Source organism: Bacillus mesophilum (assembly GCF_008923265.1).
Classification (GTDB): Bacteria; Bacillota; Bacilli; order Bacillales; family Cytobacillaceae; genus Cytobacillus; species Cytobacillus mesophilum.
Genome location: NZ_WBOT01000001.1, coordinates 623,968 through 646,283, shown reverse-complemented (window position 1 = coordinate 646,283; position 22,316 = coordinate 623,968). Strand labels below are relative to the sequence as shown.

Sequence of the window (22,316 nt, the reverse complement as noted above, 5' to 3'; positions counted from 1 at the left end):
TCTGACTAAAATATGAATGTTACAATGATTAAAGCCATTACAACAACAAGTAACAGAATTCCTGCACCCTTCCACCCTAAGCCTCTAACTAATTCATGGAGATTCCCACTGTATGCACTATTTATAGAATCGTTCATGATACCAGTTGGATTGCGCTTCATTTCCTGCTGTCTTAACCGCTCTCTTTTTTGTTCCACTGTTTCTTCTTGGTCTTTCATCTCGACTCACCTCACCATTTTTTCTGAAAACCAGTTGTTTCATCTGTTTCCTGTCTCTTACCGTGTATGAATGAGTCTAACTTACTGCAGACTGGAGATTTACTAAGCGATAGAGCGATAACAATACGACAGTAAATAGGATGATCATGATTAAAGCGCCTTTCCGATCAGTAGACCAAAGCCTAATAATTCTCTTAACTAAAAGTAAAAATATAACGATGGCATTTATAATGGAAAATAAATAAGAATCTACGGAGACACTTACCAAAAAAGTGATAAAGCAAAAAACAATCAGAAGTTCAAATAGAAGCTTACTAGGATTTTTTTTCTTTTCTTTTTTTATCGTTTTCAGCTTTATTAAAGTGATCGATAAAAAAATACCTATCATGACAAAAAAGCTATCAACATACCATCACCGCTTTCTAAATAAGAAATGAAATACTATAGCAGTCAACTTAACCATTCTATCTATGGACTTTCATATTTAGAGCCAGTGGAACAGCATTCTTCCTTGTAGACAAATGCAGAAATTCTCCATCATAAAAATAGCCGTTCACACGTATTTGCTAAATATTCAATTATCTTAATTATAACAGAAATATCCATAATTTTGCATAATAAAGAGCCGCCAAAGAAAAGATGGCAGCTGCCGGAAACATTATTCTTTTAATATTTGTTCTATCTTTATTTTAGAGCTAAGCAATTTTTAGTTACAAGAGTGCTATCTCTACATTTCTCTTTTAAAGTAATAAACAGTCCCATTCACACCAGCAAGTTCCCATCCTTCTCTGCCCAGAGTATTCAGCTTCTCAGTTATGATATCTTCAAAGTTAGTACCAATTTTTAATTGAATTTGAATATTTTCTACCATGTATTCATACTGTTTCACTTTTTGGCCTCCTCTTTCCTCTTTACTACCCTAAGCTAACTTGGAACTCTTGCTTTTGCTGATTAAGCAATTGCACAAGTTACAACCAAGCAAATATAATTGAATTTGATCTCCTTTCTCTACTAAAATTTTGTTATGTTTAAATCTCCTTGAGACAACAATTCTTAGCGAAGGAACAAGGATAATATAAAGATATTTGTCACACCGAAATATTTTCCCAGGTACATAAAAAAAACGATAGTATAGAGTTTTCGGTAGTATACTTTTTATTGCATTATAACTCGCTAAACACCGACTTCATCTCATCCGGAACAATGGTAACATTCTGAATCTCATATTCTTTATCTGGTGTTAAGTTTAACAAAACCATTTCTCCATTCGTAAATTCTAATAATTGATAGGTTCTGAAGCTTGTTCCAGAACTCATCATTTCATTAACCTTCTTTAGTATATCTTCTGGTATTGCTTCTATCCTTTCCTCAGTCATAAGATTTCTTGCATCATCATAACGTTCCAATCTAATTGCTTCTTTGAATTCAAAACCGACATCAACAGGACCTGATCTTTGTGTCTCAATATAGAAAAGAATTCCTAACGTAATATTTAGTAAAACAGACAGGACGATGATAATATTTTTTGTTTTCATATATTATTTCCCCCACTCTAAGAACTACATATGTAAATTCTAAGACTTTTTATGGATATTATGTAATAGCTTTCATTGAGTGATGATATATATTATAATAATAGCATAATTTTCCAATTCAAAGAAGGAGTGACTGTCTAATAAATAAAAAATCAGGCTTTCTGTTCGTTATTTTGTTATTTTTCTTAACAGGTTGCAGCTCAGAGACATTTATTTTTTCCGGTGAAACGGATAATTGGTCTGCTGAACTAAAGGTTATACAAACAAGCAACGACCTTGAGACACAAGAACTTGCATTAATGTATGTTGGGGAAGATGTAAATAGTGTTGGAGATATTAATTATGTTGTAGATAGTGTAGGGAATTTTTCCAGGAATGGGGCTACATTAAGTGAAAGTGGAACTCTTAGTGACAAAAGTGAGAGTAATCCAACTAATGCACAGATAACCAATGATACAGAATTAATTATGACAATAGAATGGAATGACAAGAAGGAAAGGTTTAATTTGGACAAAAAATAGTTCAAAGCATTATTTGGAATTTGATTTTTCCATTGTAATCTAGGATCTGTTTCCTGCTTCCCTATTACATCAATCAGTTATAAAGGTATCACTAAACTAAACAGTATCATCTACATGAATATAGCACTCTTCCACTCTTCCTATCTGTAACCCAAAGCCTAATAATTCTACTTACTAAAAGTAAAAATATAAGCGGTGATGTTATGTTGTTAGCTACAATAAACTCCTAATCAGTTTAAACCCTTTTACCATAAAGTTTGCCTCAACAATCATCGTCTGGCATCGATTTGGATAATGTCTTTTTATGGATCTTCTTAGTGTTGGCACTATTTGAAATTTATAAGCAAAGGAAGAAAGTGAAAAATTCGGAAGTTTAGGTATTCATCTTAAACGTTTATAACGATGAAAAAATGTGTATTGCATTTCATATTCTTGGGGGATTTTAAATGAAGAAGAAAAAACACATAGTTATTGCACTTATAAGCGGCTTTCTCATCTTATTATCTTTTAAACTATACAATGATTATAAAGAGAAAGGTTTAGATGAGATAATGAATTATGATGAGTCAAATTATCATTCATTAGTCATTAACTTTGATTTGGTAACAAATCAAAAAAAATATGCAGATGAGTTAACAGAGTTTCTAAGCCAATATAGAGTGAAAAAAATGAGAAATTCTGAATGGGATGCGGATCTTTCCGGGACAAAGGGCTTTCATGCCACACTTAATTCAACAGATGACATTTTCGCCATGGCAAGTATCTATGAAAACCGTGTACTTGATTATAGCGGTTCTTATTATAAGGTTTTAAATGGGCCGGTCGATATGAATTGGGTTCATCGTTTCATAGAGAAAATGGAACAGCAGCAATAGTTTATCAGACCAAATATAATTCGTGATGGCAGCCACTTACAAATGTAGTGGCTTATTGTTTTACCAACTATTTTCTATAATCTGGAATGTAGACATTTCGGAACTAGCATATGTTGTAACAGCACCTAACCTGTACTTTTATTCGTTCTTTTCTCAATCAACTTGGCTCCTCCATAAATCAAAATAATTCCAATCCCCTTCACTGTATATCCTCCCAATCCAAGCGGATCTATTTTCAAGCTTAGAAAGATACTTCCTAAGAGGATGATTGGAAGATCCATAATAATTCTCACTTATTCATTCCACCTTTTGTTTCATTCTTCATTTCTTCAGCCTTTTTGAGCACTAGATCAATAGCTACTAGTGCTATTTGGGTCTCCATCTTAAATCATAAACGATTATCCACTTACTCTACTATCTAACAACTCTTTGCAAAGATTAGAACAAATACCTTGATTACGAAATCTAGTCAACATCTCACTGAGATCGATATTTATTCCGATTTCTTTAAGCGTTTCTTCCAATTTCTCATATGTTATATCCGGTTTTAATTATTGCTTTTTTATCAGGAAAGTTGATCTGAAAGGACTTGTTGATTGTATCCTTCCTACTGCTGATTACTTTCACTGCAGATGTAAATGTTAACACTGTTTCTATAAAGTCAATTTCAGCGATTGATAAATCGTTGGTTTTCAACCAGTTTTTTACAGTTCGACACATAATTCCACCCAATTTTTTAAAAAAAGCAATCGGCTTGTAAAGGGTAAAACCATTGGACTTTTGACTAAATAAGATAAGGAACCTATTTATGGAAAGGTCCCCTGGCTTAATGACTTATTTTTCAAGCTTTAGAATGGTTCTTTGTAATGGAACTCCACCCATACTTACATTTCTATCAATGAGCAGATAATTTTTCCCGTCTATATTGAACCGGCCATTTCCTTTGTAAGCGACTTCTTTACCTTCACTTTCAAGTTTGTTTTTAATGGCTTCTACATATTCTTTTTTATTGAAAAAGCGCTCATCAAAATCAATTGTTATATTGCCTTTTTTGTAACCCATTAACCAGTTGAAAAAGAAAAGAAATCCGATGCCCAAAAGGATATACAGAATGATTGTAAATTCCATTTAAATCCCTCCTTACACGGCACATACGTATGAAGTTAAGAAAGGTTTCAAAATTTTTCATTAATATTCACCTTTATTTAGCATCTGTTATTGTGGGCAGCAGTTGTCTATATAGCATATCCTATGGTACTTTTGGAAGAAGAAGGATATTTTTAGAAGGTTGCGCATGTTTTTACATTTAAGAAAATAGGCGGTGTTTAGTTGAATATTTATAAATTAAGAATCATCTATATCATTCCAAATGTGTTTTGTTACCTTATGGTAATTGGCTTCTCCATCTTTGTTTTTAGCAACGCCAAAGGAATAGAGGAGCTTAGCAGACTATCTATCTGGGTGATTATTCTGTTATTACTCTTTTTCGTCTCTATATATGGAAGCTATCGAATTTGGTCTTGGATTAAGGAAGGAAAAATGTAAAGCCCTGGAATGCGAGCGTAAAGTTTATTGTTTTTGACTAAATACATAGGAAAGTATTAGGGAGTGGACATTGATTGAAAATAGATTCAAGTTTAAACGGATATTTAATAGGATCGACAATAATCTTAATATATTCTTTCATAGGGTACTTGTTTAATATCGATATTTTAAAAATTATGACCATCCGAAAAGATGAATTTAGTATTAGTATCGCAGGTGTGTTTATTTGCATCATTACAATGGTTTTAGTTGTTTATATTGTTCGGAAATTTAAGAGTACTAAGTAGTATCTCTTTTGTATATAACTCTAAATTGTTCAGTTGACACACTAAAATAACCATTTAAAGCGAAAGGATGAATAGCTGAGGAAAGAAATCTTTTTTAAACCACTAAACTCCTCTATTATTGAATTTAGGAAGCTTCTCCTTGAGCATTGTCATAGATATACACCGGCATAGTATCTTATCGATCAAGCTGCTTCTGTTTTTTGTCACCAAAATAATTCCAGCACCATAATACAATCCAAAAAACAAAAACGACTATTATTGAATATCCTTTGTAAGGGTTCGGTAAAATATAAAAAACTATTAGCATCGCTATAAAAATGGAGGCATTAAAATCCAATAACGTTTCCTCTTCTTCAAATGATCACTTCCTTCATAAATATAAATTTTTTAAGGTTCATAAGGAAAACCTAGCAGATTTCGAACAAAGAGGATTTAGTTTAAGAATGGATGTCTTTATTTTGTTGCTGGATCTTGTCTTCTAAGTTTGAGATTCGTTTATTTAATTTGTAAATCACTGGAAAAAATATGATCACCACAGTTCCTAGCCCTGCAATAAACATAAAAAGATAGCTTTCCATAAAATCTCTCCTTTTTGAATTGTATTCGTCACGAAATTCTTTATTCCTTCTTCTATTAACCCGTTCTGTTTATTAAATAAGAGCTATTAGAACCTACATCATCAGCAGTTACAAACATGAATTACCCATTTGTATGATTAGATTCACTAAACATTTTTTGCTGAAGATTTATAATTTTGATATTTGGTAACTTAGCTGTAATTTTTAGTGTCACTCTATTCAGGAACACATGCTCTTATTGTAAAATGGCGAAAAAACATTAGCCGGCTATAATTCCTAACCATATTTATTATTTCTAACTAAAAGACGGAGACATTAATATATCTCCGTCCAACTACTATAACTTTCTACTCTTCCCCGGTCGGTAGTTCAACAGTAAATGGTGTTAATTCTTCAGTGTGTACAAAAAGTTGAAAATTCGAATAGTAAGGTCGTGTCTTCCAGTTTAAAGTTTTCTATTTTATCTTTCCCATCCAAATTAAATGTAGATTGGAAGTGCGCTGTATCAACATCAATCATTTTTACTTCATTTAATGGAATTCCATGGTTTTTTGGTGGCCAAGGATTTTCCGGGTCAATGTTTGATCTGTACTTTTCATCCACTAACCAAAAAGCATACTCCAGGTTATGCTTTATAATATTGAGCTCATGTTGACTCAAGTTTTCTGTAAAGCCAGTAAAGTAATAATCTAAAACTAATTTATCACCTTGTTGATTCACATCATTTACCTGCAAGCCTATCCCTGTACGCTGGCTTTTTAATGAAAATGACTTCTTTTCCAATAGCTGCTCTGCTTTTGGAACCGATCTATCTAACTTTGGATAAAAAGTAAGGGAAGACGCGCTTGAACTTATCTTGTCCATCTCTGAGCGTACGGTACTATTAAATCCACCTGGCACTTCAGACTCCTCAATAATCGTCTCGTTTCCAAACCTATACACATTTCCTTGGTCATCAACAGCTTTTGAAAAAAACCATCAACACCTTTGTGCTTTTCTACAGTTTCATAAACAAGTGAAGATGACGCTTTTGCACTAAGAATTTCTTCAATACGGATTTTAACTTCAGAAAGCCGACTATATAGGCATCTGATCGTGAGTATTAGCACTCTTTCCATAAAGAAGAGTAAGTATGACTTGTTATAATTGTTCATTCAAAAACTTTATAAATTTAATTTTGAAATCTTCATTTTTGATTATTTTCTTAACACGATAGGTATTTTGTAAATACATCCTAACCTTTCTATTTACAAAGAATAACCTATGGTATCTTTCATCATCATAAATATCCTTAAACCAAGAATAATTCTTTAACATTTCAATATTTCTGTCAATTTTTCTTGTATCCAAGGAAGTACTTCCATTTGGTATTAATGAGGCAAGAAATTCTTCTAGCAAGCTCTTTAAGCTCCTTTATAATTAAACTTTATTATATCTATTTTATTAAGCACTTTGTTGATTGTCTTCTATCTAACTGTATAGATTTGAAAAGTTGACTGGTTCCGCAACTCGAACATAAATACCTTATAGTTTTAAAAGACTTTAAGGGAATAAAATAAAAATAGCCAAAGCGATAATCCCTATTCCTGATAAGAATAAGAAGATCCTCCTTATTATAGGGGGAAATAGCTTATAAATTATCAGTATGAAAAAATCACTTAGATCTGTTGGTATATCTGATGCAAACTCCTTCAATTCCTTTTTTTTGCTAAAAATCGCCATCCATATACAAAATACACCTACCATTATTAAAAAAATTGAAAAAATAATTATTCCCATCTTATTATCCTTGTCCCCTAAAATTAAAGTCTATCGTAAAATAATTATTATCCTAAATATGCATTTATTATAGTGGTAAATAAACCTATATTCATTAAAATAACCTACCATAATAAACAAAAGTAAATGCTAGAATAATGTTGACAGTTTTCGCTTGATTTTTCTTTAGTAAAATTAAACAAGCTGCCTTAGTGGCAGCTCTTGAACTTTAATATCAGTATCCTTCCTTGAGAAAACAGGTAATAATTTATCAAGATAAATGTTTGTATTCTATAATATCGATATTAAAACCGTGGTTACATATCTGCTTATTAATCTTTCCACTGTCACAGGATGAAGATACTCTTACTTTAACTAAATCTTCTTTATCGTTTTTATCTTTTGAAGGAATATTAATTTTTACATCAATGTCATATGAATGATTGTTATTGTACTTTATTCCGACAACTCTTTGCCATTCCCAGCCAAATAGATCATCGCCTTTATATTCTTTTATCACTCTTTTATCAATAGCTGGCATTACTAAGTCTGAAACAATATCTTCAGTTGTGAAATACGAATTTTCTAATTCTGGATTAGGTTCTGCTTTAACAGTGTATATAGTGATAATTTTATAGCAGCTCTTTTACCTCTACTAATTGAGCTTCTCGTATAGAGAACAATTTGTTTTCAAACAGTAACTTACAATTGAGAGGTGACACCTCTCTTTTTTTGTTTAATCAATCAAATCTAAGTGGATATTTCGTTATTTGTCTTTATTTAAAAAATGATCAGATCGTCGGTGAATTCCACTTGAAAGGACCGGAAGTCTTAGCGGAAAGAGTCCAGAAAAACCTTCTGATGAGAGAACATAATATTTTTAAGGAACGCAAATAGAAATCTAGGAATGATGGCCTAACTCTCCATTTAAACTGTATTTGTGACAGGAATAGCTGCCTAATTTAGCAGATTGAATTAAAATAACATCCACCCTAAGCGGAATCATTACACATTAAGAACCACAGCGACCTTTAGCTCTTCAAAAAACTAACGCAGCGTGTTTTCAAGAATGTACCCATTATCCCACGTTCCTATCAGAATAAATCGGTCATCGCTGCTGAATTCCCCAAAGCAAGCATATTGAATCTCTTCAACAACAATTGGTTCTAAATCTTCGTAGCGCAGGATTATAACTCTTTTACTATATGTAAGGATAATAAATCGACCATCATTTGAAAGGTGAATATACTGAAAAACACCTAATTCTGGAGAAACTTTATCTGACAACTTAACTTTCTTAATAATCTCCTTAAATTGTGCATCAAGCATAATTATGTCATATCTTTCAACTACAATAAATGAGTTATGAATAGAGTTAAAAAGGATAAAATTCCAATCCCAGATCTCAGAGTTTTCTATTACCTCTATCGCTTCATTTTTTATTGGTTCTTTCACTTTTACAATTTTACGAACTATGTATTCATCGTTGAATTTATCGGTAATTTCATATACAAGAGTAAATAAATAGGCTCTTTCAGCCTCGATGAATTGATTGTAATAGGCATAATTAATTGAATCTTTAAATTGAGTTAAGACTCTAATGTCACCATTTTCCATGTTGATTAATGCCAATTGGTTTCCGTCTTTTGTATTCAATGTATCTAGAATAACGAGTGAAGTATTGGTTAAAGCAAAGTCTGCTTCAACAAGTTGATATTTTTCATTTGATTTTATGGTCATAATTAATTCAAATCCAACTGTTTCATACAAATATAAAGTACCGCTTGTGTTTTTTATATACAAATATTCATCATTGTCGGAAAAGTGAATAAACCCTGGGTGATTAGGTTTACTAAGCTCCTTTATTTTTTCCCAAGAATTCGTATTATAAATAATTGTTTTACTGCCCATTGTATGGCATAAAAAACGATAGTCATTGGAAAATTTAATCTGATAAGAGGTTTTAAATTTTTTAATTATCTTCATCTGAAGCATAGAAACACTTCCTTTATCAATTTCCGTCATATCATGTTCTAATCTTTCTCATCTTAACCCTACTTGCACGCACCTGACCCCTGTTTTGTTAGACCACTTCATAATAAATGCACTAATCCTATGTGTATCAACACACTTGTTCCTATAAAGTTATTTCCGATAAAAATACGGCCCATATATCCCTTTTTCGTGCGGAATAAGGTATGTCCAATTAAACCCTTTATCAACTACGTACACGTCTCTATATTCACCATATTGATGTAACAAATCATTTGCTTTCATTTCTGAAGCAAATTCTACTTTTAAAACATCATTGGATTCTTGAAAGAATATATAACAGTATTGTTTGTTCACTATATCAAAAGTTTTGTTTGCCTTTTTACCCTCAAGGTAATTCATTCTATTACTATGAAACAGCTCCCATAAAAAATGGTGACGATATAATCTTTTTTCATTTATTGATTCAAAGAATGATTTGATCCATTTATTTCTATAATCATTGCCTAAGCGTTCATTTTCCGTTACAATAATTCCTTTTTTACGAAGATTAGTGGCTAAATCCAAAAGTTAGCACCTCCATTTCCTTACTTTACTTTACAGGCAACCAGGTATCCCCTTTAAGAAGAATACAAACTCCTGTCTTCTTTATTTTGCTGGCTCGATAGTCCAATATGTTCTACCAAAAGACAGCAATTCCTTTGTGGATAACGCCCCCTATGAACAATATCCATTTATTATGCCAGATTACATAGATGCAGCTTGGGCATAATCTTTAGGAACTATGATATTTTATTTAATTTCAGTGAAATTTCTCTTGATGTATTCATTCTTCAAATACAATGTAACGTCAAGAATTAAAGTACCTTCACCTAATTTTTATGCTAAAGTGAAAGGACAAACCGCAGAATCTAGGAGAGTGATAACATATGAGCAAATTAATTCCTTTTATGCTCATTTTATCATTAATTCTTATGCTTACAGGGTGTAATTCCATTGAAGAAAGAAAAGCAGAAGGTTTAATCAAGGATTATTATCAGTCAATGATAGATGAAAATTTTGAGGCGGCTTTCGAACAACTACACTTGTTCCAATATGATGTAAAAACGGATGATTATAAATTAGATGAAGAAGTCCCATTATCTGCTGAAGAAGCAAAAGAGTTCTATTTAGAGAAAATAGATATCTCCCAAGAAAAAGGTTATAAATTAACAAAATTCCAAATTGGTGAAGTTGAATATGAAGATGGGCATTCTTTCTGGCATCATATAAAACTTCAAACAGAGCTTAATGGCGAGGAATTTGAATGGAATGAAACAGCATCAATTTATAATGGGAAATTATTGATTGACGGAGATGACCCATTTCGGATTTACCGTGACGGCAGAATGAACTTTAATATTGAAGGTTTTTAATTAGTAAGTGCTTTTAAAAGGAGAAAATAAAATGCCCATAATTGAGCATCAACAATTTATTAAAGCACCAGTTGATATATGTTTCGACCTTGCTAGAAACGTAGATATTCATACTCAAACGACTTCTAAAACTAGGGAAAGAGCTGTTAGCGGAGTGACAGAAGGATTATTAGAGCAAGGTGATATGGTTACCTGGGAAGCCTTCCATTTTGGGATGAAACAAAGGTTGACAGCCAAAGTGACAGAAATGGAAAAACCACATACATTTGTAGATGTTATGGTGACTGGAGCGTTCCATTCATTTGTTCATACTCATCAATTTATTAATGAAGCTGGCGGAACCATAATGATTGATAAATTTCAGTATAAATCACCATTCGGTCTAATTGGCGTTGTAGCCGACAAGGTATTTTTGGAGAAATATATGAGGGAATTTATTATTTCTCGTGCAAAGGCATTGAAAAAAATTGCTGAGAATATCGAATAACGTTTTTTATGTTTCAGAATCAGCTGTTTTTCACTACTTGCGTATTGGCTTATATTATTCATTTTATTGCATCTTATTCACCTATCTATAATTGGCACACACTAAGCATTTGATCTGTAGATTATAGTAAATTATTGTTGTGCAACATCTAACATTTTAAGAAAGAGAAAATAGCCCTTGGACATACAAAGCTGCTATATTTAGAACTTTGAATAGAGCATGACAAAAACGACATATTTACAAACATGCCTTTTGAGATCTTAAAAAGTTAAATGATTGTATGCAAACGGAAGGGCTATTCCTAATTGATCTGAAAGAAAGATTTCATCAAATTAGAAGAAATATGAGTCTATAGTTATTGTGAGTTGAAATAAATCTATGGAAAGTAAAAAGTTATTTCAAATTCTTCATAAAGTGATCTAACGCAGTTTCCCATGTTGGGATTTGAAAATGAGATTTGGCTTTTTCCAGTGAAAGGACATTATATTTTGGCCGTAATGCCTTTTGTTTATAATCATTAGACCTTATTGGCAGGACTTTCACATTATGATCTTTCAATATTCCTCTGGCAAATTCATACCATGTCGCAGTATTTTCATTTGAAAAATGATATATGCCTGTAGGGGGATTGTTCATTATTATATAGTTAATGAAAGCAGCCAGATCCTTGGCATAGGTTGGCCTGCCGTACTGATCATCAACAATCTTTAATTCTTTGGAAGTTTCAGCAAGTTTCAGCATTGTATAAACAAAGTTCTTTCCATACTTTCCAAAAACCCAGGAAGTACGGACTATATAGCTATCCAAACAGGTGCGAAATATTTCTTTTTCTCCTGCAAGTTTAGCACCACCGTATTCGTTTAGCGGATTTGTTTCATCAGTTTCCTGATAAGCAGTATGCTTTCTGCCATCAAAGACATAGTCGGTGCTGATATAAATCAGTTTTGAATTGGAAAGAGCCGCTGCCTTTCCAATAATCGCAGCACCATTTTTATTAACATTCCAGCAGAGTTCTTTGCCAACATCTTCTGCAGCATCCACATTTGTATACGCAGCACAATGAACTACCCAATCAGGATTAATTTCTGCAATTTTTTTGCACACAATTTCCTCATTAGTTATATCAAATTCCTTTTTTGTTAAGGGAAAGACCTGATATTGGCTGTTTTGGTTAAGGAGCAAAGTAAGCTCTACCCCTACCTGACCTCCCGCACCTGTCACTACTATTCTCATCTTAATTCCCTATGACTATTATCCAATAAGGGCCTCCACCATGACTCATTTGTTAAATACCACTCGATTGTTTCTTTCATGCCTTCCTCAAATGAATACTCTGGTCGCCAGCCAAGCTCTTTTTCCAGTTTTTGAGGATCAACAGCATAACGATAGTCGTGACCAGGGCGGTCTGCTACATATATTAACTGATTGTCTGGCAAGTTAAGTTTTTTCATAATATAATAAACTATTTCATTGTTTGTTTTCTCCGTTCTACTCCCTATATTATAAGTTTCTCCCTTTCCACCTTTTTGCAGAACAAGGTCAATAGCAGCACAATGATCTTTAACATGTATCCAATCTCGAGTATTTTTGCCGTTTCCGTAAATAGGCAAATTCTTTTCGTCAATACCATTTGTAATCAACAAAGGTACAAGTTTTTCCGGATACTGGTATGGTCCATAATTATTGGAGCATCTTGTAATACTGACATCTAATCCAAATACTTTATAATACGAACTTACCAGTAAATCACTTGAAGCTTTGCTTGCTGCATAAGGACTATTAGGAGTAATTTTGCTTTCTTCAGTAAAATAGCCTTCATCTCCAAGGCTTCCGTATACCTCATCAGTTGAAACCTGGATAAACCTCCGAACCTGCTTTTCCTTTGCTGCTTCCAGCAAAGCCAATGTTCCTTGTACATTAGTTTCAAAGAAAGCCTTTGGGTTGACAATGCTCCTGTCAACATGAGATTCTGCTGCAAAATTAACAATGGCATCAATCTGATAACTATCCATTACATGAGAAACAAGTTCACTATTTGTAATACTGCCATGAACAAATTTATGTCGGGAGTTACCTTCTAAGGTGGATAGGTTTTGGGGATTTCCCGCGTATGTCAGCACGTCCAAATTAACTATATTCATCAAAGGGTATTTAGCGAGCATATAGTGGATAAAGTTACTGCCAATAAAACCCGCACCGCCAGTCACAAGTACGTTCATAATGCTTCCTCCCATTGGAAGTCATTTTCTGCATATTCTAGTTCAGGATGGTTCTTGTCCTTGTCTGAAAGGATCGGATTACACGTCGGCCAAGAAATTGATAATTTATTATCATTCCAAGCAAGTCCTCTTTCATTTTGCTTTGAGTACCAATTGTCTACTTTATAGATTATATGGACATTTGCTGTTATCGTACAAAAACCATGAGCAAAACCTTTTGGCACGTATAGCTGTCGCTTATTATCTTCACTTAAAATAAAGCTTTCCCATTCACCGAAAGTAGGTGAACCTTTTCTCAAGTCAACAACAACATCATAGATTGCTCCTGTAATAACACGAACTAATTTTGTCTGTGCATTGCCGGCAAGTTGATAATGCAAGCCGCGGATTACCCCAGCTTGTAAAGACAAGGAGTGATTATCCTGAATAAACTTCTCCTCGATTCCGGCCTTTTTAAAAGTATCTTCATTATAACTTTCCAGAAAGAATCCCCTTGTATCTTCATATACTTTGGGCTCGATCAGCAATAATCCAGGCAGTCTCCCTTTTATCACCTTCATTCGCTTACTCCTCCTTTCTTTCTTCCAAAAGGTTCATTAAATACGTGCCATATTCATTGCTTTTCACTTGTTTTGCTAAGTATAATAATTGGTTTCTATCAATAAAACCCAGCTTATAGGCAATTTCCTCTATGCAGGCAATTTTTTGTTTTTTGCTTTTTTCTAGGCTCTCAATGATATTAGAAGCCTCCAGCAGTGTATTATGTGTCCCTGTATCTAGCCAAGCTACATCTTCGTTTAACAGCTCCACATAAAGGTCACCTGACTGGAGATATAAGTTGTTTATATCGGTTATTTCTAATTCTCCTCTTTTAGAAGGGTTGATCTTATTTGCAAAATCAATAACTCTATTATCATAAAAATACAATCCTGTCACTGCATAGCTGCTTTTTGGATTGATGGGCTTTTCTTCAATTGTTATGGCTTTTCCTTCCTTATCCCACTCAATGACACCAAACTCTTGCGGATTTCCAACATAACAGGCAAACACTGTTGCTCCTTTTTCCTTGAAGGCAGCCTGCCTCAACAAACTCGATAAACGCTCCCCATAAAATATATTGTCACCCAGAATTAATGCCACGGGTTCTCCAGCAATGAATTTTTCACCAATGATAAATGCTTGTGCAATTCCTTCTGGTTTCTGCTGAATGGCATAGGTAAGAGAGATGCCAATCTCTTCTCCATTACCAAGCAACTGTTTGAATCTCTGTGTATCAGCAGGGGTAGAAATAATCAGTATATCCTTAATTCCAGCAAGCATCAGAACAGATAGAGGATAGAAAATCATCGGCTTATTATAGATAGGAAGCATATGTTTTGAAATTGCCTTTGTCAGTGGATATAAACGTGTGCCGCTTCCACCTGCAAGCAATATTCCTTTCATTAGCCATCTCCCCCCTTTTCTAAAGTTCATCATATGAGCAGGCATTGCGGATTGTGCTTTATTTTATGTGCATAGATCTATAAATGTTATTCAATTTAAGACACAGATGACTAATCATTAAGAAAGAAACAGTTATAATCTTAAAGGGATTTATTTAGTTTTTTAGTATTATTATAAGAAATTTCGGAATAATCTTAATGAAAGAAATATAGTTGGCATATTCCATTTGAATTCAAACGACTTTTTCATGCAAACTGAGAATGCTAATTGGCTGATACTGAGCTAATTAAAATTAAGAATCTACTAACGTTGCTGAATCATAAAAAAATCTTGTATTTATTGTTTTAGCTAGAATTTTTAAATACTGTTTCTCTTGCCATTTTCCCCTATAAATTCCCATACTATTGCAGGACCTATCTTTAATCTTGTAAATTCATCATATTTCAGCTGAACAGGTTTTTGCTTATGTTTATTGAGTCTTTGTAAAACTTTTCTGTTTATAGGGTGAAGGCTTCCATTTATACTCCAATATAAGCTTTTTCGATAACTAAATATAATCCCTTCAGGTAGTTTACTGCCTAATTCAAATACCCCAGAAAGAGGTATACCTAAGGCGATTTTATCAAGAACTGCTTTGTCTATTGGAACTATGTCCTTCATGTTAAAACGAAATTTCTGGAAAGCTTTTTGATTAGGAATATATCTTTTTTTATTTTTTTCCAGATAATAAATCGCAGATGTTTCTTTTTCTTGAACTAAACGCTCGTTTGGTATGTTCCCTATAGAATAAATTTTATGATCAATTGGTGGACCCTCCTGATATTGGTATAGGAAAGGACTTGGAATTGAAATAACTAAATCTTTTCTGTATTTCAATTGATTAAATTCTTTAGGAGCAATCCATCTTCTTTTCTGGTTTTCGATCAAATAAATATCATCTTTTAACGCTTTAACAAGTAGCCCATTTGGTAACTTATCGGGTAGATAAGCCTTTAGTTGCTGAAAGGACGAAACAGTTTCATAACTGACTTCCAGAATAGAATGGATTGGATAAAAGGGTTCCCATTCATTTAACCTTTTCCAAAATGCTGAATCTGCGTTGTACCAATAAATCGGTTGTTCTGGCCAATAAGAATGGTAGCGATTATTAACTCGGTCTGCCAGTTCTTTAGTGTGCATAACTGAACAATGGTCGACACGGTGAGCTGCATCACGCAATACATCATCAGCAGGTAAGATAAGTTCAGATAAGATGTTCATTTTTTCATCCATTGTTAATTTCAACTGAGAATTATAAGCAATACAGATCTTTGGGTCGTTTTCTAATATTTCAACCATTGTTTTCAGTTTTTCTTCTTTATAGATAACATCATCGGTGACATAAATAATGTACTTACCGGTACATTGGCGAATAGCTTGATTAATTAATACAGCATATCTAGTCTTTTTATATCTTTCTTCATCAGCAACCATACTATTAAAATACCGAATTCGCTTATCTCCTAAATAACCTTTAATTATATCCACAGTAAGTTGATCGGAGTTATCATCCATTACGAAAAGCTCCCAGTCAGATAAGGTTTGAGCAATAATACTTTCTATCGTAAGCCCAACAGTTAGCGGCTTGTTATAGCTTGTCATTATAATAGAAACCTTCGGATACACCATTTGCCTCCTTTATCGCTCATTTTTTATATCGATATGCATTCTCCATCTCTTAGGTATGGGTGACTGCCTTAACATTGTTTATTTTTAAATTACAGATCTTAAAGTGAAGCAATTGTACTTCCTTATAGAAATATGATGAAGTTGGATAATGAGCAGAAAGGAGAGATTATAATTAAGGTCTTATTTATTGCATCTGGATATCCTGCAATTTACAAATACATAGAATCATCGATACTATCCGCCCTAAAGGAGCGGCAAGATACTGAGACCATAAGTATTCAGCCAACCCAGCCTTTAGAGGAAGTGAAAGAAGCTTATATATTATTTAAACCAGATCTAATACTTACAGTACTTGGTGACTTATTGGATGAGGAAAAAAGGAAATGGATTGCATCACAAAGCATTCCATCTGCCTTATGGCTGACAGAAGATCCATTCTATACAAATAGATCTATCAACATTCTAACCTTTTTCAAATATATATTTACGATAAACAGAGCATCAGCAGGATATTACAAAACATTAGGCTATCAGCATGTTGACTACTTACCCCTTGGTACAAATCCAGATATATATATTCCACAACCTCATGAAAAGAAGGTAGATGTCTGTCTAATTGGCTACCCTTATGAAGAAAGAATAAAATATGTAAACCTAATTTTAAAGGAAACTGAAATTCGAGTACTGGTTGCTGGAAACCTTTGGCGAAAATCATTAATACATCAGCAAAAACAAAAGCAATTAATCATTATTGACAAATGGGTTCCGCCTAAAAGGGCAGGAATCATTTATCAAAGTGCAAAAATTTGTTTGAATACAATTCGATCAAACTTACATCCTTCCAATCAAAATCTTGCTGGGATTCAAAATGACAGTGTTAATAATCGTACATTTGATATCGCAGCGCTGTCCTCTTTCCAGCTTGTCCAGCATACAAACGATTTAGCAACCCATTTTGACTTAGGTACTGAAATTTCTAGTTTTCATTCAGAAACTGATCTTTTAAATATGCTGGATTTTTATTTACTAAAAGAAAATTTACGTCAAGAAATCGCAGTTAATGCAAGAAATAAAGTGCTTAATGTCCATACATTCTCACACCGTTTAGAAAGAATTTTCTCCATTATCTTTGATTAGTCTAGCATGGACACTGGCCTCATTTTTGGTAGTAACCATATATTTTAAGATCCTTGGCTCGCCAATAAGAATAGAATATTGTATTGGGTAGAAAAAGGAGAGGACAGAAATGTTAGCTGCAAAGAGAAACAAGAGGATTAAGGAATGTGATAACAACAGCCATAATACATGCACAGAAAAATGTGAAGGCTGTGTGTGTGTGCACTTAAAAAATCTGTCACAGGATAAAGGATCAAGAAAGTATGGTATCTTGCTTAAAGATAAGGGAGCTAATGAACCAATATCACTTGATGGAACTGGAATGCCGACTGTTTTTTTCTTTGATAAACTTGATAAAGATTCCTGCTGTATCTTCTTTCGATTTGAAGATATGTCGGGTACAACCCCAATGACAACCGTATGGAAAACTTTTATCGTTGATTGCCAAAGTTTAAGTGGCTTTGTTATTTCCGAAGAGCATTCAGATAGTTTGATAGGAAGTGAATTTTAAGTGTTTGACAGCAGCTATAGTAAAAGGAATGACTTACATTCCAATGAAGAGGATAATGCTGCGTTCTTTAATGGAAGAAGAAATTTATTGGTTAAACAAATGTGGTTTACAACCAAAAATTCATTTACCTATGAGTTTTGGGCAAGACCTGCTGATACTATACAAATTGTTAAACAATCAATTACCGGAGTAACTGATCTACAAGGGCAGAAATTCATCATATTTCCTGGGCATGGCGGTGAACAGAATGCTGGAATTGGTATTTCATTAGGTACCAATGGAATCATTGTCTTTGAGCATGGTTCGAACCACTTTCCAGCCATTCTCGTTTATAAAATGTCAATAAAAACTTGGACACATATTATGATTGTTCTAAAAAATAAAACACCATATTTATACATCAATGGCATTTTTATAAAAAAAGGTAAAACGAGTATTAAAGCGGAATTGTATCCTTCTGGAATTATCGGCGGTATGGATAAATATGGATATTATAAAGGATATTTAAAAGATTTGAGCCTTTGGAAGGACAGTCCAGAAAATAATTATGAAAATATGAGAGAAATTATCTTTCGATGGAAAGGTTCAAATGATGAAAACAAGGATAATACTCAGGTGGTCAAGCTGGATAAGCAAACAAAGGTGAAATTAATTGCATTTTATTTGCCGCAATTTCATGAAATACCTGAAAATAATATGTGGTGGGGGAAGGGCTTTACAGAGTGGACGAATACAAAAAAGGCAGAGCCTCTCTTTCACGAGCATTACCAGCCTAGAATACCATTTGAGCAAAATTATTATGATCTAACTGATTCTTCGGTTAGAAACTGGCAGGCAGAGCTTGCCAAAAGCTTTGGAATCTATGGGTTTTGCTATTATCATTATTGGTTTAAGGGGAAATTATTACTTGAAACACCTTTGCAAGAGGTTCTAAAGCTGAGTGAACCAGATTTCCCTTTTTGTCTTTCTTGGGCTAATGAACCTTGGACAAGAAAATGGGATGGAAGTGAAAACGAGGTCCTAATGCCTCAAGATTATGGAGATGAAAATGATTGGCAGGAGCATTTTGAATATTTAAAACAAGTATTTTCTGATGATCGGTATATTAAAGTAGATGGAAAACCTATATTTCTCATTTATCGTCCACAAATAATTCCAGATTGCGATAAAATGCTGGACTATTGGGATGATTTAGCTAAAAAAAGCGGATGGAATGGGATGTATTTCATAGAAACCTTAAATGGATTTCCAAAGAAAAAATTGTTTAAAAATTTCCAAGCCGCTGTAGAATTTGAGCCACATTATACAATGGCACTTGGAGAAGCTGACAATGCATGGCGAGTTATGGAAAGCTTTGAGCACAAATCAAAACACGTACTTGATTACGATGAAGTTTGGTCGAATATTTTAGATCGTAATCCCATATTGCCAAACACGATCCCAGGAGCATTTGTCGACTGGGATAATACAGCACGATTAGGTCAGAACTCTACCGTCTATGAGGGTGCTAGTCCGGAAAAATGGAAAGACTACTTATCAAAGCAGCTTATTCGTGCTAGAGAAGTTCATAATAGTGAGTTTTTATTCATAAATGCATGGAATGAATGGGCTGAAGGAGCTTATCTGGAACCTGATATGAAATATGGATTCAACTATTTAGAGGCTGTTAAAGATGCACTGATCCAAACGAAAAATTATAAACTCTAAAATGGTTTATTTCAATATATTTTTATTTATAACTAATAACCTGAATGGATTCACCAATATATTGCATCAATTGTTGCGTAATTGCAGAATGTTGTTTTATACTGCTCACTCCCTAGATAGCTGCTGAACAAAGAAAAAAAAGCCGGTGAAATTTTACGAAGAGTAAAACTTCACCGGTTTTTTATTTTTTGATAGAAATAAGGACCACTTCTGATAAAATAACGTCACCACAACAGATTCAATCAGAAAGAAGGTCATATGTTTACAGAATTTAACATGCCCTCAAGAAGCATTCCATTCCTTCAGCCGCCAGACAGGCTGTCCATCTGTCCATCCTATCAACCCGCATGATGTGGCTTGCACAAGGATATGAGCCAAGCTACCGCACGATCAAGCGGTTTCATGTCCACCTCGAAATGAAAGAATTAACCCCCCATTGCTTTTTCCAATTCCGATGCCAGCTAGTTCACGAGAATTTGATTGATCAAGAAGCAATTTTTATTGATGGCAAAAATATCAATGTAAATTTAGCTACTCATTGAACTAACCTGATCCTTTTCTTACATTAGAAAATCCACCTTATTTGACAATTGATATTTTGAACATAGTCCCCTATTAATTTAATAAGAACTTGCTAATATAGTTAAGGCTTTTTCAATTATATTTTTATAATCCAACCCTGTTATAGCCCATATACCTTCAGTACTTCTAACATAAAGGGTTTTGCTTTGGCTGTATTTTACTAAAATACATGATTGCTCATTCAATATGACATTTTCCAGAGTAAGTATTCCTTCATCAGCAACTGCATGCGCTAGTTCTGGAACATCAGGAATTAATAACCAACCTAAATAAAAAGAGCCATTGCTATTTTCTATCCATTTCCATCCAAAGGAGTTTTCATAAACTATTTGATTATCCATAATTTTATCACTAGAAATAGCATCAAGGGAGGGGCTATGTGCAGGATGTCTTTCTAACTTTATTACATTTACTTTTAAATTTTGGTTTTTAAGTGTACCGATAGTATTATTACTGATAAATCCACGAAGATTATGAAAAGAATATAATTCTAATATTGAGGGAATATCCCATTTACGTCTTTCTTCATCTGTTGTCTTTGGATCTATTTGAGGGATTCGATAAACTCCTCCAAAAGGGATTACTTGATTACCATATTTAAGAGGTTTACCCTGATGTAACAACCACCTATCTAATGCAACAGCAGCTACCCATTTTGGTTGAAAACCTAAATCTACTGCCTTTACGCTTAATTTGTATGCTTGCCACCAATCTTCTAATCCTTCACCATGTTGAAAGATTATAGCAGCATGTATAAAATCGATTGCAATAGTAGCACCACCACTATCAAGAATAACTTTAACTTCATTTCTCCTTTCTCTATCACGTACTGTTTTATCGTGTGGCAGTGTACGAAGGTCATGCTGATCCTCTTCGAATAATTGTTTTAGTTTCTCATTCATATATTTAGTCTCCATAATACTAAAAATAATAATCTAAGCATTAACCATGTCTATTTTTTTCAACAAATCTCCCCCGTTAGAGAAATAGAAGAAGCTGCCGCAATGACAGCTGGTCAATTATTAGCCGTTTGTTTACATCGAATGATACATAACTAATTTTTAGTTCTTTCAAGCCGATCTTAAAGATAGTCAAAAACTTTTACATCTACCGAATCAATATAACCGATTTCTTCATTAAGATCCCATAGCTTTATTTCTGATGTTTCTTCGTTCATCTTAAATGGTTGCAGACTCTCAATTGTAGTATAGTAAACTGGATTATACTTTATGTTTCCATTCGAAGTATTTTTCACCTTTAATAAACCTTTGAATTCTAAATTAGTTACATATTGTCCAGTTTCTTCATTAAATTCTCTAATGGCACATTCCTTCGGTGTTTCGTTACTTTTTCTTGCTCCAGCTGGTAGTTCCCATTGTCTACGCCAGTTGTTATAGCAAAGTAGGTACTTTCCATCACACTTCAAAACTGCAAAAGATCCAGCTAAAGGTTGATATTCATTTATCATTGTTTCTTTAGTAATAATAAAATCGAGAAATTGAAAGCCATTATTTTTAAGACTATTTAAATTATAAACTCCCTTTTTATAAGAATAAGAATTATTTATAGAAACAACACAAAAACACATTTAATTTTATTCTACTAATATAACAAATCCGCCACGTTCGTATAACAAGCACAATTTCGTTATAATACAAATCATATAATGTCATCCTTGTAGATAAATGAGTCAAAATTCGCTTTTAATTCGTTTTTCGTTTAAATCCTTACATCTCACCCATTTATTATTTTCTCATGCGTAGAATCTTTAACATTAATACATCATTACTAGTTGGGTTCACAATAATGTACTGCCCGAGATAATATCCTAGATTGATCATACTTCACCTCTTAAATTT

Annotated in this window: 25 protein-coding genes and 2 pseudogenes; 10 read left to right on the top strand and 17 right to left on the bottom strand. The window is 33.4% G+C overall.

Features of this window, described 5'->3' with window-relative positions:
- Positions 1-5: 5 nt before the first annotated feature.
- From F7732_RS03210 to F7732_RS03205, 3 genes are all read right to left on the bottom strand, one after another.
- Positions 6-218 carry a DUF6366 family protein gene (locus F7732_RS03210; protein ID WP_151572213.1) on the bottom strand — a complete coding sequence of 71 codons (213 nt, stop codon included), beginning with the start codon at positions 216-218 and terminating at the stop codon, positions 6-8.
- Between the two features lie 727 nt (positions 219-945).
- The gene (locus F7732_RS22790) at positions 946-1,107 is read right to left on the bottom strand and encodes a hypothetical protein (RefSeq protein WP_192912983.1); all 162 of its coding nucleotides are present in this window, start codon (positions 1,105-1,107) and stop codon (positions 946-948) included.
- A gap of 274 nt (positions 1,108-1,381) precedes the next feature.
- Complete coding sequence (locus tag F7732_RS03205; protein ID WP_151572212.1) at positions 1,382-1,753, bottom strand: hypothetical protein; 372 nt, start codon at positions 1,751-1,753, stop codon at positions 1,382-1,384.
- Between the two features lie 173 nt (positions 1,754-1,926).
- On the opposite strand from F7732_RS03205, the gene F7732_RS03200 reads away from it, so the two are divergent.
- Complete coding sequence (locus F7732_RS03200; protein ID WP_240056507.1) at positions 1,927-2,274, top strand: hypothetical protein; 348 nt, start codon at positions 1,927-1,929, stop codon at positions 2,272-2,274.
- 446 nt (positions 2,275-2,720) lie between these two features.
- A complete protein-coding gene (locus tag F7732_RS03195) occupies positions 2,721-3,149 on the top strand; it encodes a hypothetical protein (RefSeq protein ID WP_151572210.1) in 429 nt (142 codons plus the stop codon).
- 125 nt (positions 3,150-3,274) lie between these two features.
- On the opposite strand, the gene F7732_RS22520 is transcribed toward F7732_RS03195, so the two are convergent.
- Together F7732_RS22520 and F7732_RS03190 are read right to left on the bottom strand one after the other, a co-directional pair.
- The gene (locus F7732_RS22520) at positions 3,275-3,442 is read right to left on the bottom strand and encodes a hypothetical protein (RefSeq protein ID WP_161598829.1); all 168 of its coding nucleotides are present in this window, start codon (positions 3,440-3,442) and stop codon (positions 3,275-3,277) included.
- Between the two features lie 541 nt (positions 3,443-3,983).
- The gene (locus F7732_RS03190; protein ID WP_151572209.1) at positions 3,984-4,277 is read right to left on the bottom strand and encodes a hypothetical protein; all 294 of its coding nucleotides are present in this window, start codon (positions 4,275-4,277) and stop codon (positions 3,984-3,986) included.
- A 201-nt stretch (positions 4,278-4,478) separates the two neighbouring features.
- Between F7732_RS03190 and F7732_RS03185 the strand changes: the two genes are divergently transcribed.
- On the top strand, positions 4,479-4,694 hold the full coding sequence (locus F7732_RS03185; protein WP_151572208.1) for a hypothetical protein: 216 nt from the start codon (positions 4,479-4,481) through the stop codon (positions 4,692-4,694).
- A 1,258-nt stretch (positions 4,695-5,952) separates the two neighbouring features.
- Here F7732_RS03185 and F7732_RS03175 read toward each other — a convergent pair.
- The 5 genes from F7732_RS03175 to F7732_RS03155 all read right to left on the bottom strand — a co-directional run bounded on the left by F7732_RS03175 (position 5,953) and on the right by F7732_RS03155 (position 9,876).
- Positions 5,953-6,459, bottom strand: coding sequence for a hypothetical protein (locus F7732_RS03175; RefSeq protein ID WP_151572206.1), 507 nt, complete (start codon positions 6,457-6,459; stop codon positions 5,953-5,955).
- Positions 6,460-6,699: 240 nt separating this feature from the next.
- Positions 6,700-6,957 (bottom strand): hypothetical protein, encoded by a 258-nt coding sequence (locus F7732_RS03170; RefSeq protein WP_151572205.1) that lies wholly within the window; start codon positions 6,955-6,957, stop codon positions 6,700-6,702.
- Between the two features lie 631 nt (positions 6,958-7,588).
- Positions 7,589-7,858, bottom strand: coding sequence for a hypothetical protein (locus F7732_RS03165; RefSeq protein ID WP_151572204.1), 270 nt, complete (start codon positions 7,856-7,858; stop codon positions 7,589-7,591).
- Positions 7,859-8,364: 506 nt separating this feature from the next.
- The gene (locus F7732_RS03160; RefSeq protein ID WP_151572203.1) at positions 8,365-9,312 is read right to left on the bottom strand and encodes a hypothetical protein; all 948 of its coding nucleotides are present in this window, start codon (positions 9,310-9,312) and stop codon (positions 8,365-8,367) included.
- Between the two features lie 150 nt (positions 9,313-9,462).
- Positions 9,463-9,876 carry a DUF4275 family protein gene (locus F7732_RS03155; RefSeq protein ID WP_151572202.1) on the bottom strand — a complete coding sequence of 138 codons (414 nt, stop codon included), beginning with the start codon at positions 9,874-9,876 and terminating at the stop codon, positions 9,463-9,465.
- A 362-nt stretch (positions 9,877-10,238) separates the two neighbouring features.
- On the opposite strand from F7732_RS03155, the gene F7732_RS03150 reads away from it, so the two are divergent.
- Both F7732_RS03150 and F7732_RS03145 read left to right on the top strand, forming a co-directional pair.
- On the top strand, positions 10,239-10,724 hold the full coding sequence (locus F7732_RS03150) for a hypothetical protein (protein WP_151572201.1): 486 nt from the start codon (positions 10,239-10,241) through the stop codon (positions 10,722-10,724).
- 31 nt (positions 10,725-10,755) lie between these two features.
- Positions 10,756-11,211: an SRPBCC family protein gene (locus F7732_RS03145; protein WP_151572200.1), complete on the top strand. Its 456-nt coding sequence runs from the start codon at positions 10,756-10,758 to the stop codon at positions 11,209-11,211.
- Positions 11,212-11,604: 393 nt separating this feature from the next.
- Here F7732_RS03145 and rfbD read toward each other — a convergent pair whose 3' ends face one another.
- The 5 genes from rfbD to F7732_RS03120 all read right to left on the bottom strand — a co-directional run bounded on the left by rfbD (position 11,605) and on the right by F7732_RS03120 (position 16,538).
- On the bottom strand, positions 11,605-12,444 hold the full coding sequence (rfbD, locus tag F7732_RS03140) for a dTDP-4-dehydrorhamnose reductase (RefSeq protein WP_151572199.1): 840 nt from the start codon (positions 12,442-12,444) through the stop codon (positions 11,605-11,607).
- A complete protein-coding gene (rfbB, locus tag F7732_RS03135; RefSeq protein ID WP_151572198.1) occupies positions 12,441-13,430 on the bottom strand; it encodes a dTDP-glucose 4,6-dehydratase in 990 nt (329 codons plus the stop codon). The genes rfbD and rfbB overlap by 4 nt, the downstream gene beginning before the upstream one ends.
- Entirely contained in the window at positions 13,427-13,990 is a 564-nt protein-coding gene (rfbC, locus tag F7732_RS03130; protein WP_151572197.1) for a dTDP-4-dehydrorhamnose 3,5-epimerase, read from the bottom strand. The genes rfbB and rfbC overlap by 4 nt, the downstream gene beginning before the upstream one ends.
- 4 nt (positions 13,991-13,994) lie before the next feature.
- Positions 13,995-14,873: a glucose-1-phosphate thymidylyltransferase RfbA gene (gene rfbA, locus F7732_RS03125; protein WP_151572196.1), complete on the bottom strand. Its 879-nt coding sequence runs from the start codon at positions 14,871-14,873 to the stop codon at positions 13,995-13,997.
- Positions 14,874-15,230: 357 nt separating this feature from the next.
- Positions 15,231-16,538 carry a glycosyltransferase family 2 protein gene (locus F7732_RS03120; RefSeq protein ID WP_161598828.1) on the bottom strand — a complete coding sequence of 436 codons (1,308 nt, stop codon included), beginning with the start codon at positions 16,536-16,538 and terminating at the stop codon, positions 15,231-15,233.
- Positions 16,539-16,682: 144 nt separating this feature from the next.
- On the opposite strand from F7732_RS03120, the gene F7732_RS03115 reads away from it, so the two are divergent.
- The 5 genes and pseudogenes from F7732_RS03115 to F7732_RS22785 form a co-directional block, all read left to right on the top strand.
- On the top strand, positions 16,683-17,678 hold the full coding sequence (locus tag F7732_RS03115; RefSeq protein ID WP_161598827.1) for a CgeB family protein: 996 nt from the start codon (positions 16,683-16,685) through the stop codon (positions 17,676-17,678).
- A 109-nt stretch (positions 17,679-17,787) separates the two neighbouring features.
- A complete protein-coding gene (locus F7732_RS03110; RefSeq protein ID WP_151572193.1) occupies positions 17,788-18,168 on the top strand; it encodes a hypothetical protein in 381 nt (126 codons plus the stop codon).
- 99 nt (positions 18,169-18,267) lie between these two features.
- Positions 18,268-18,687 (top strand): annotated as a pseudogene (locus F7732_RS22935) (LamG-like jellyroll fold domain-containing protein); the annotation flags it as partial.
- A gap of 123 nt (positions 18,688-18,810) precedes the next feature.
- Positions 18,811-19,875, top strand: a complete 1,065-nt coding sequence (locus F7732_RS22930; protein ID WP_240056533.1) for a glycosyltransferase WbsX family protein — start codon at positions 18,811-18,813, stop codon at positions 19,873-19,875.
- A 280-nt stretch (positions 19,876-20,155) separates the two neighbouring features.
- Positions 20,156-20,402 (top strand): annotated as a pseudogene (locus F7732_RS22785) (transposase); the annotation flags it as partial.
- 93 nt (positions 20,403-20,495) lie between these two features.
- Here the strand turns inward: F7732_RS22785 and F7732_RS03095 are convergent.
- The gene (locus tag F7732_RS03095; RefSeq protein WP_151572191.1) at positions 20,496-21,359 is read right to left on the bottom strand and encodes a hypothetical protein; all 864 of its coding nucleotides are present in this window, start codon (positions 21,357-21,359) and stop codon (positions 20,496-20,498) included.
- A 179-nt stretch (positions 21,360-21,538) separates the two neighbouring features.
- The gene (locus tag F7732_RS03090; RefSeq protein WP_151572190.1) at positions 21,539-22,045 is read right to left on the bottom strand and encodes an NUDIX domain-containing protein; all 507 of its coding nucleotides are present in this window, start codon (positions 22,043-22,045) and stop codon (positions 21,539-21,541) included.
- Positions 22,046-22,316 lie beyond the last annotated feature (271 nt).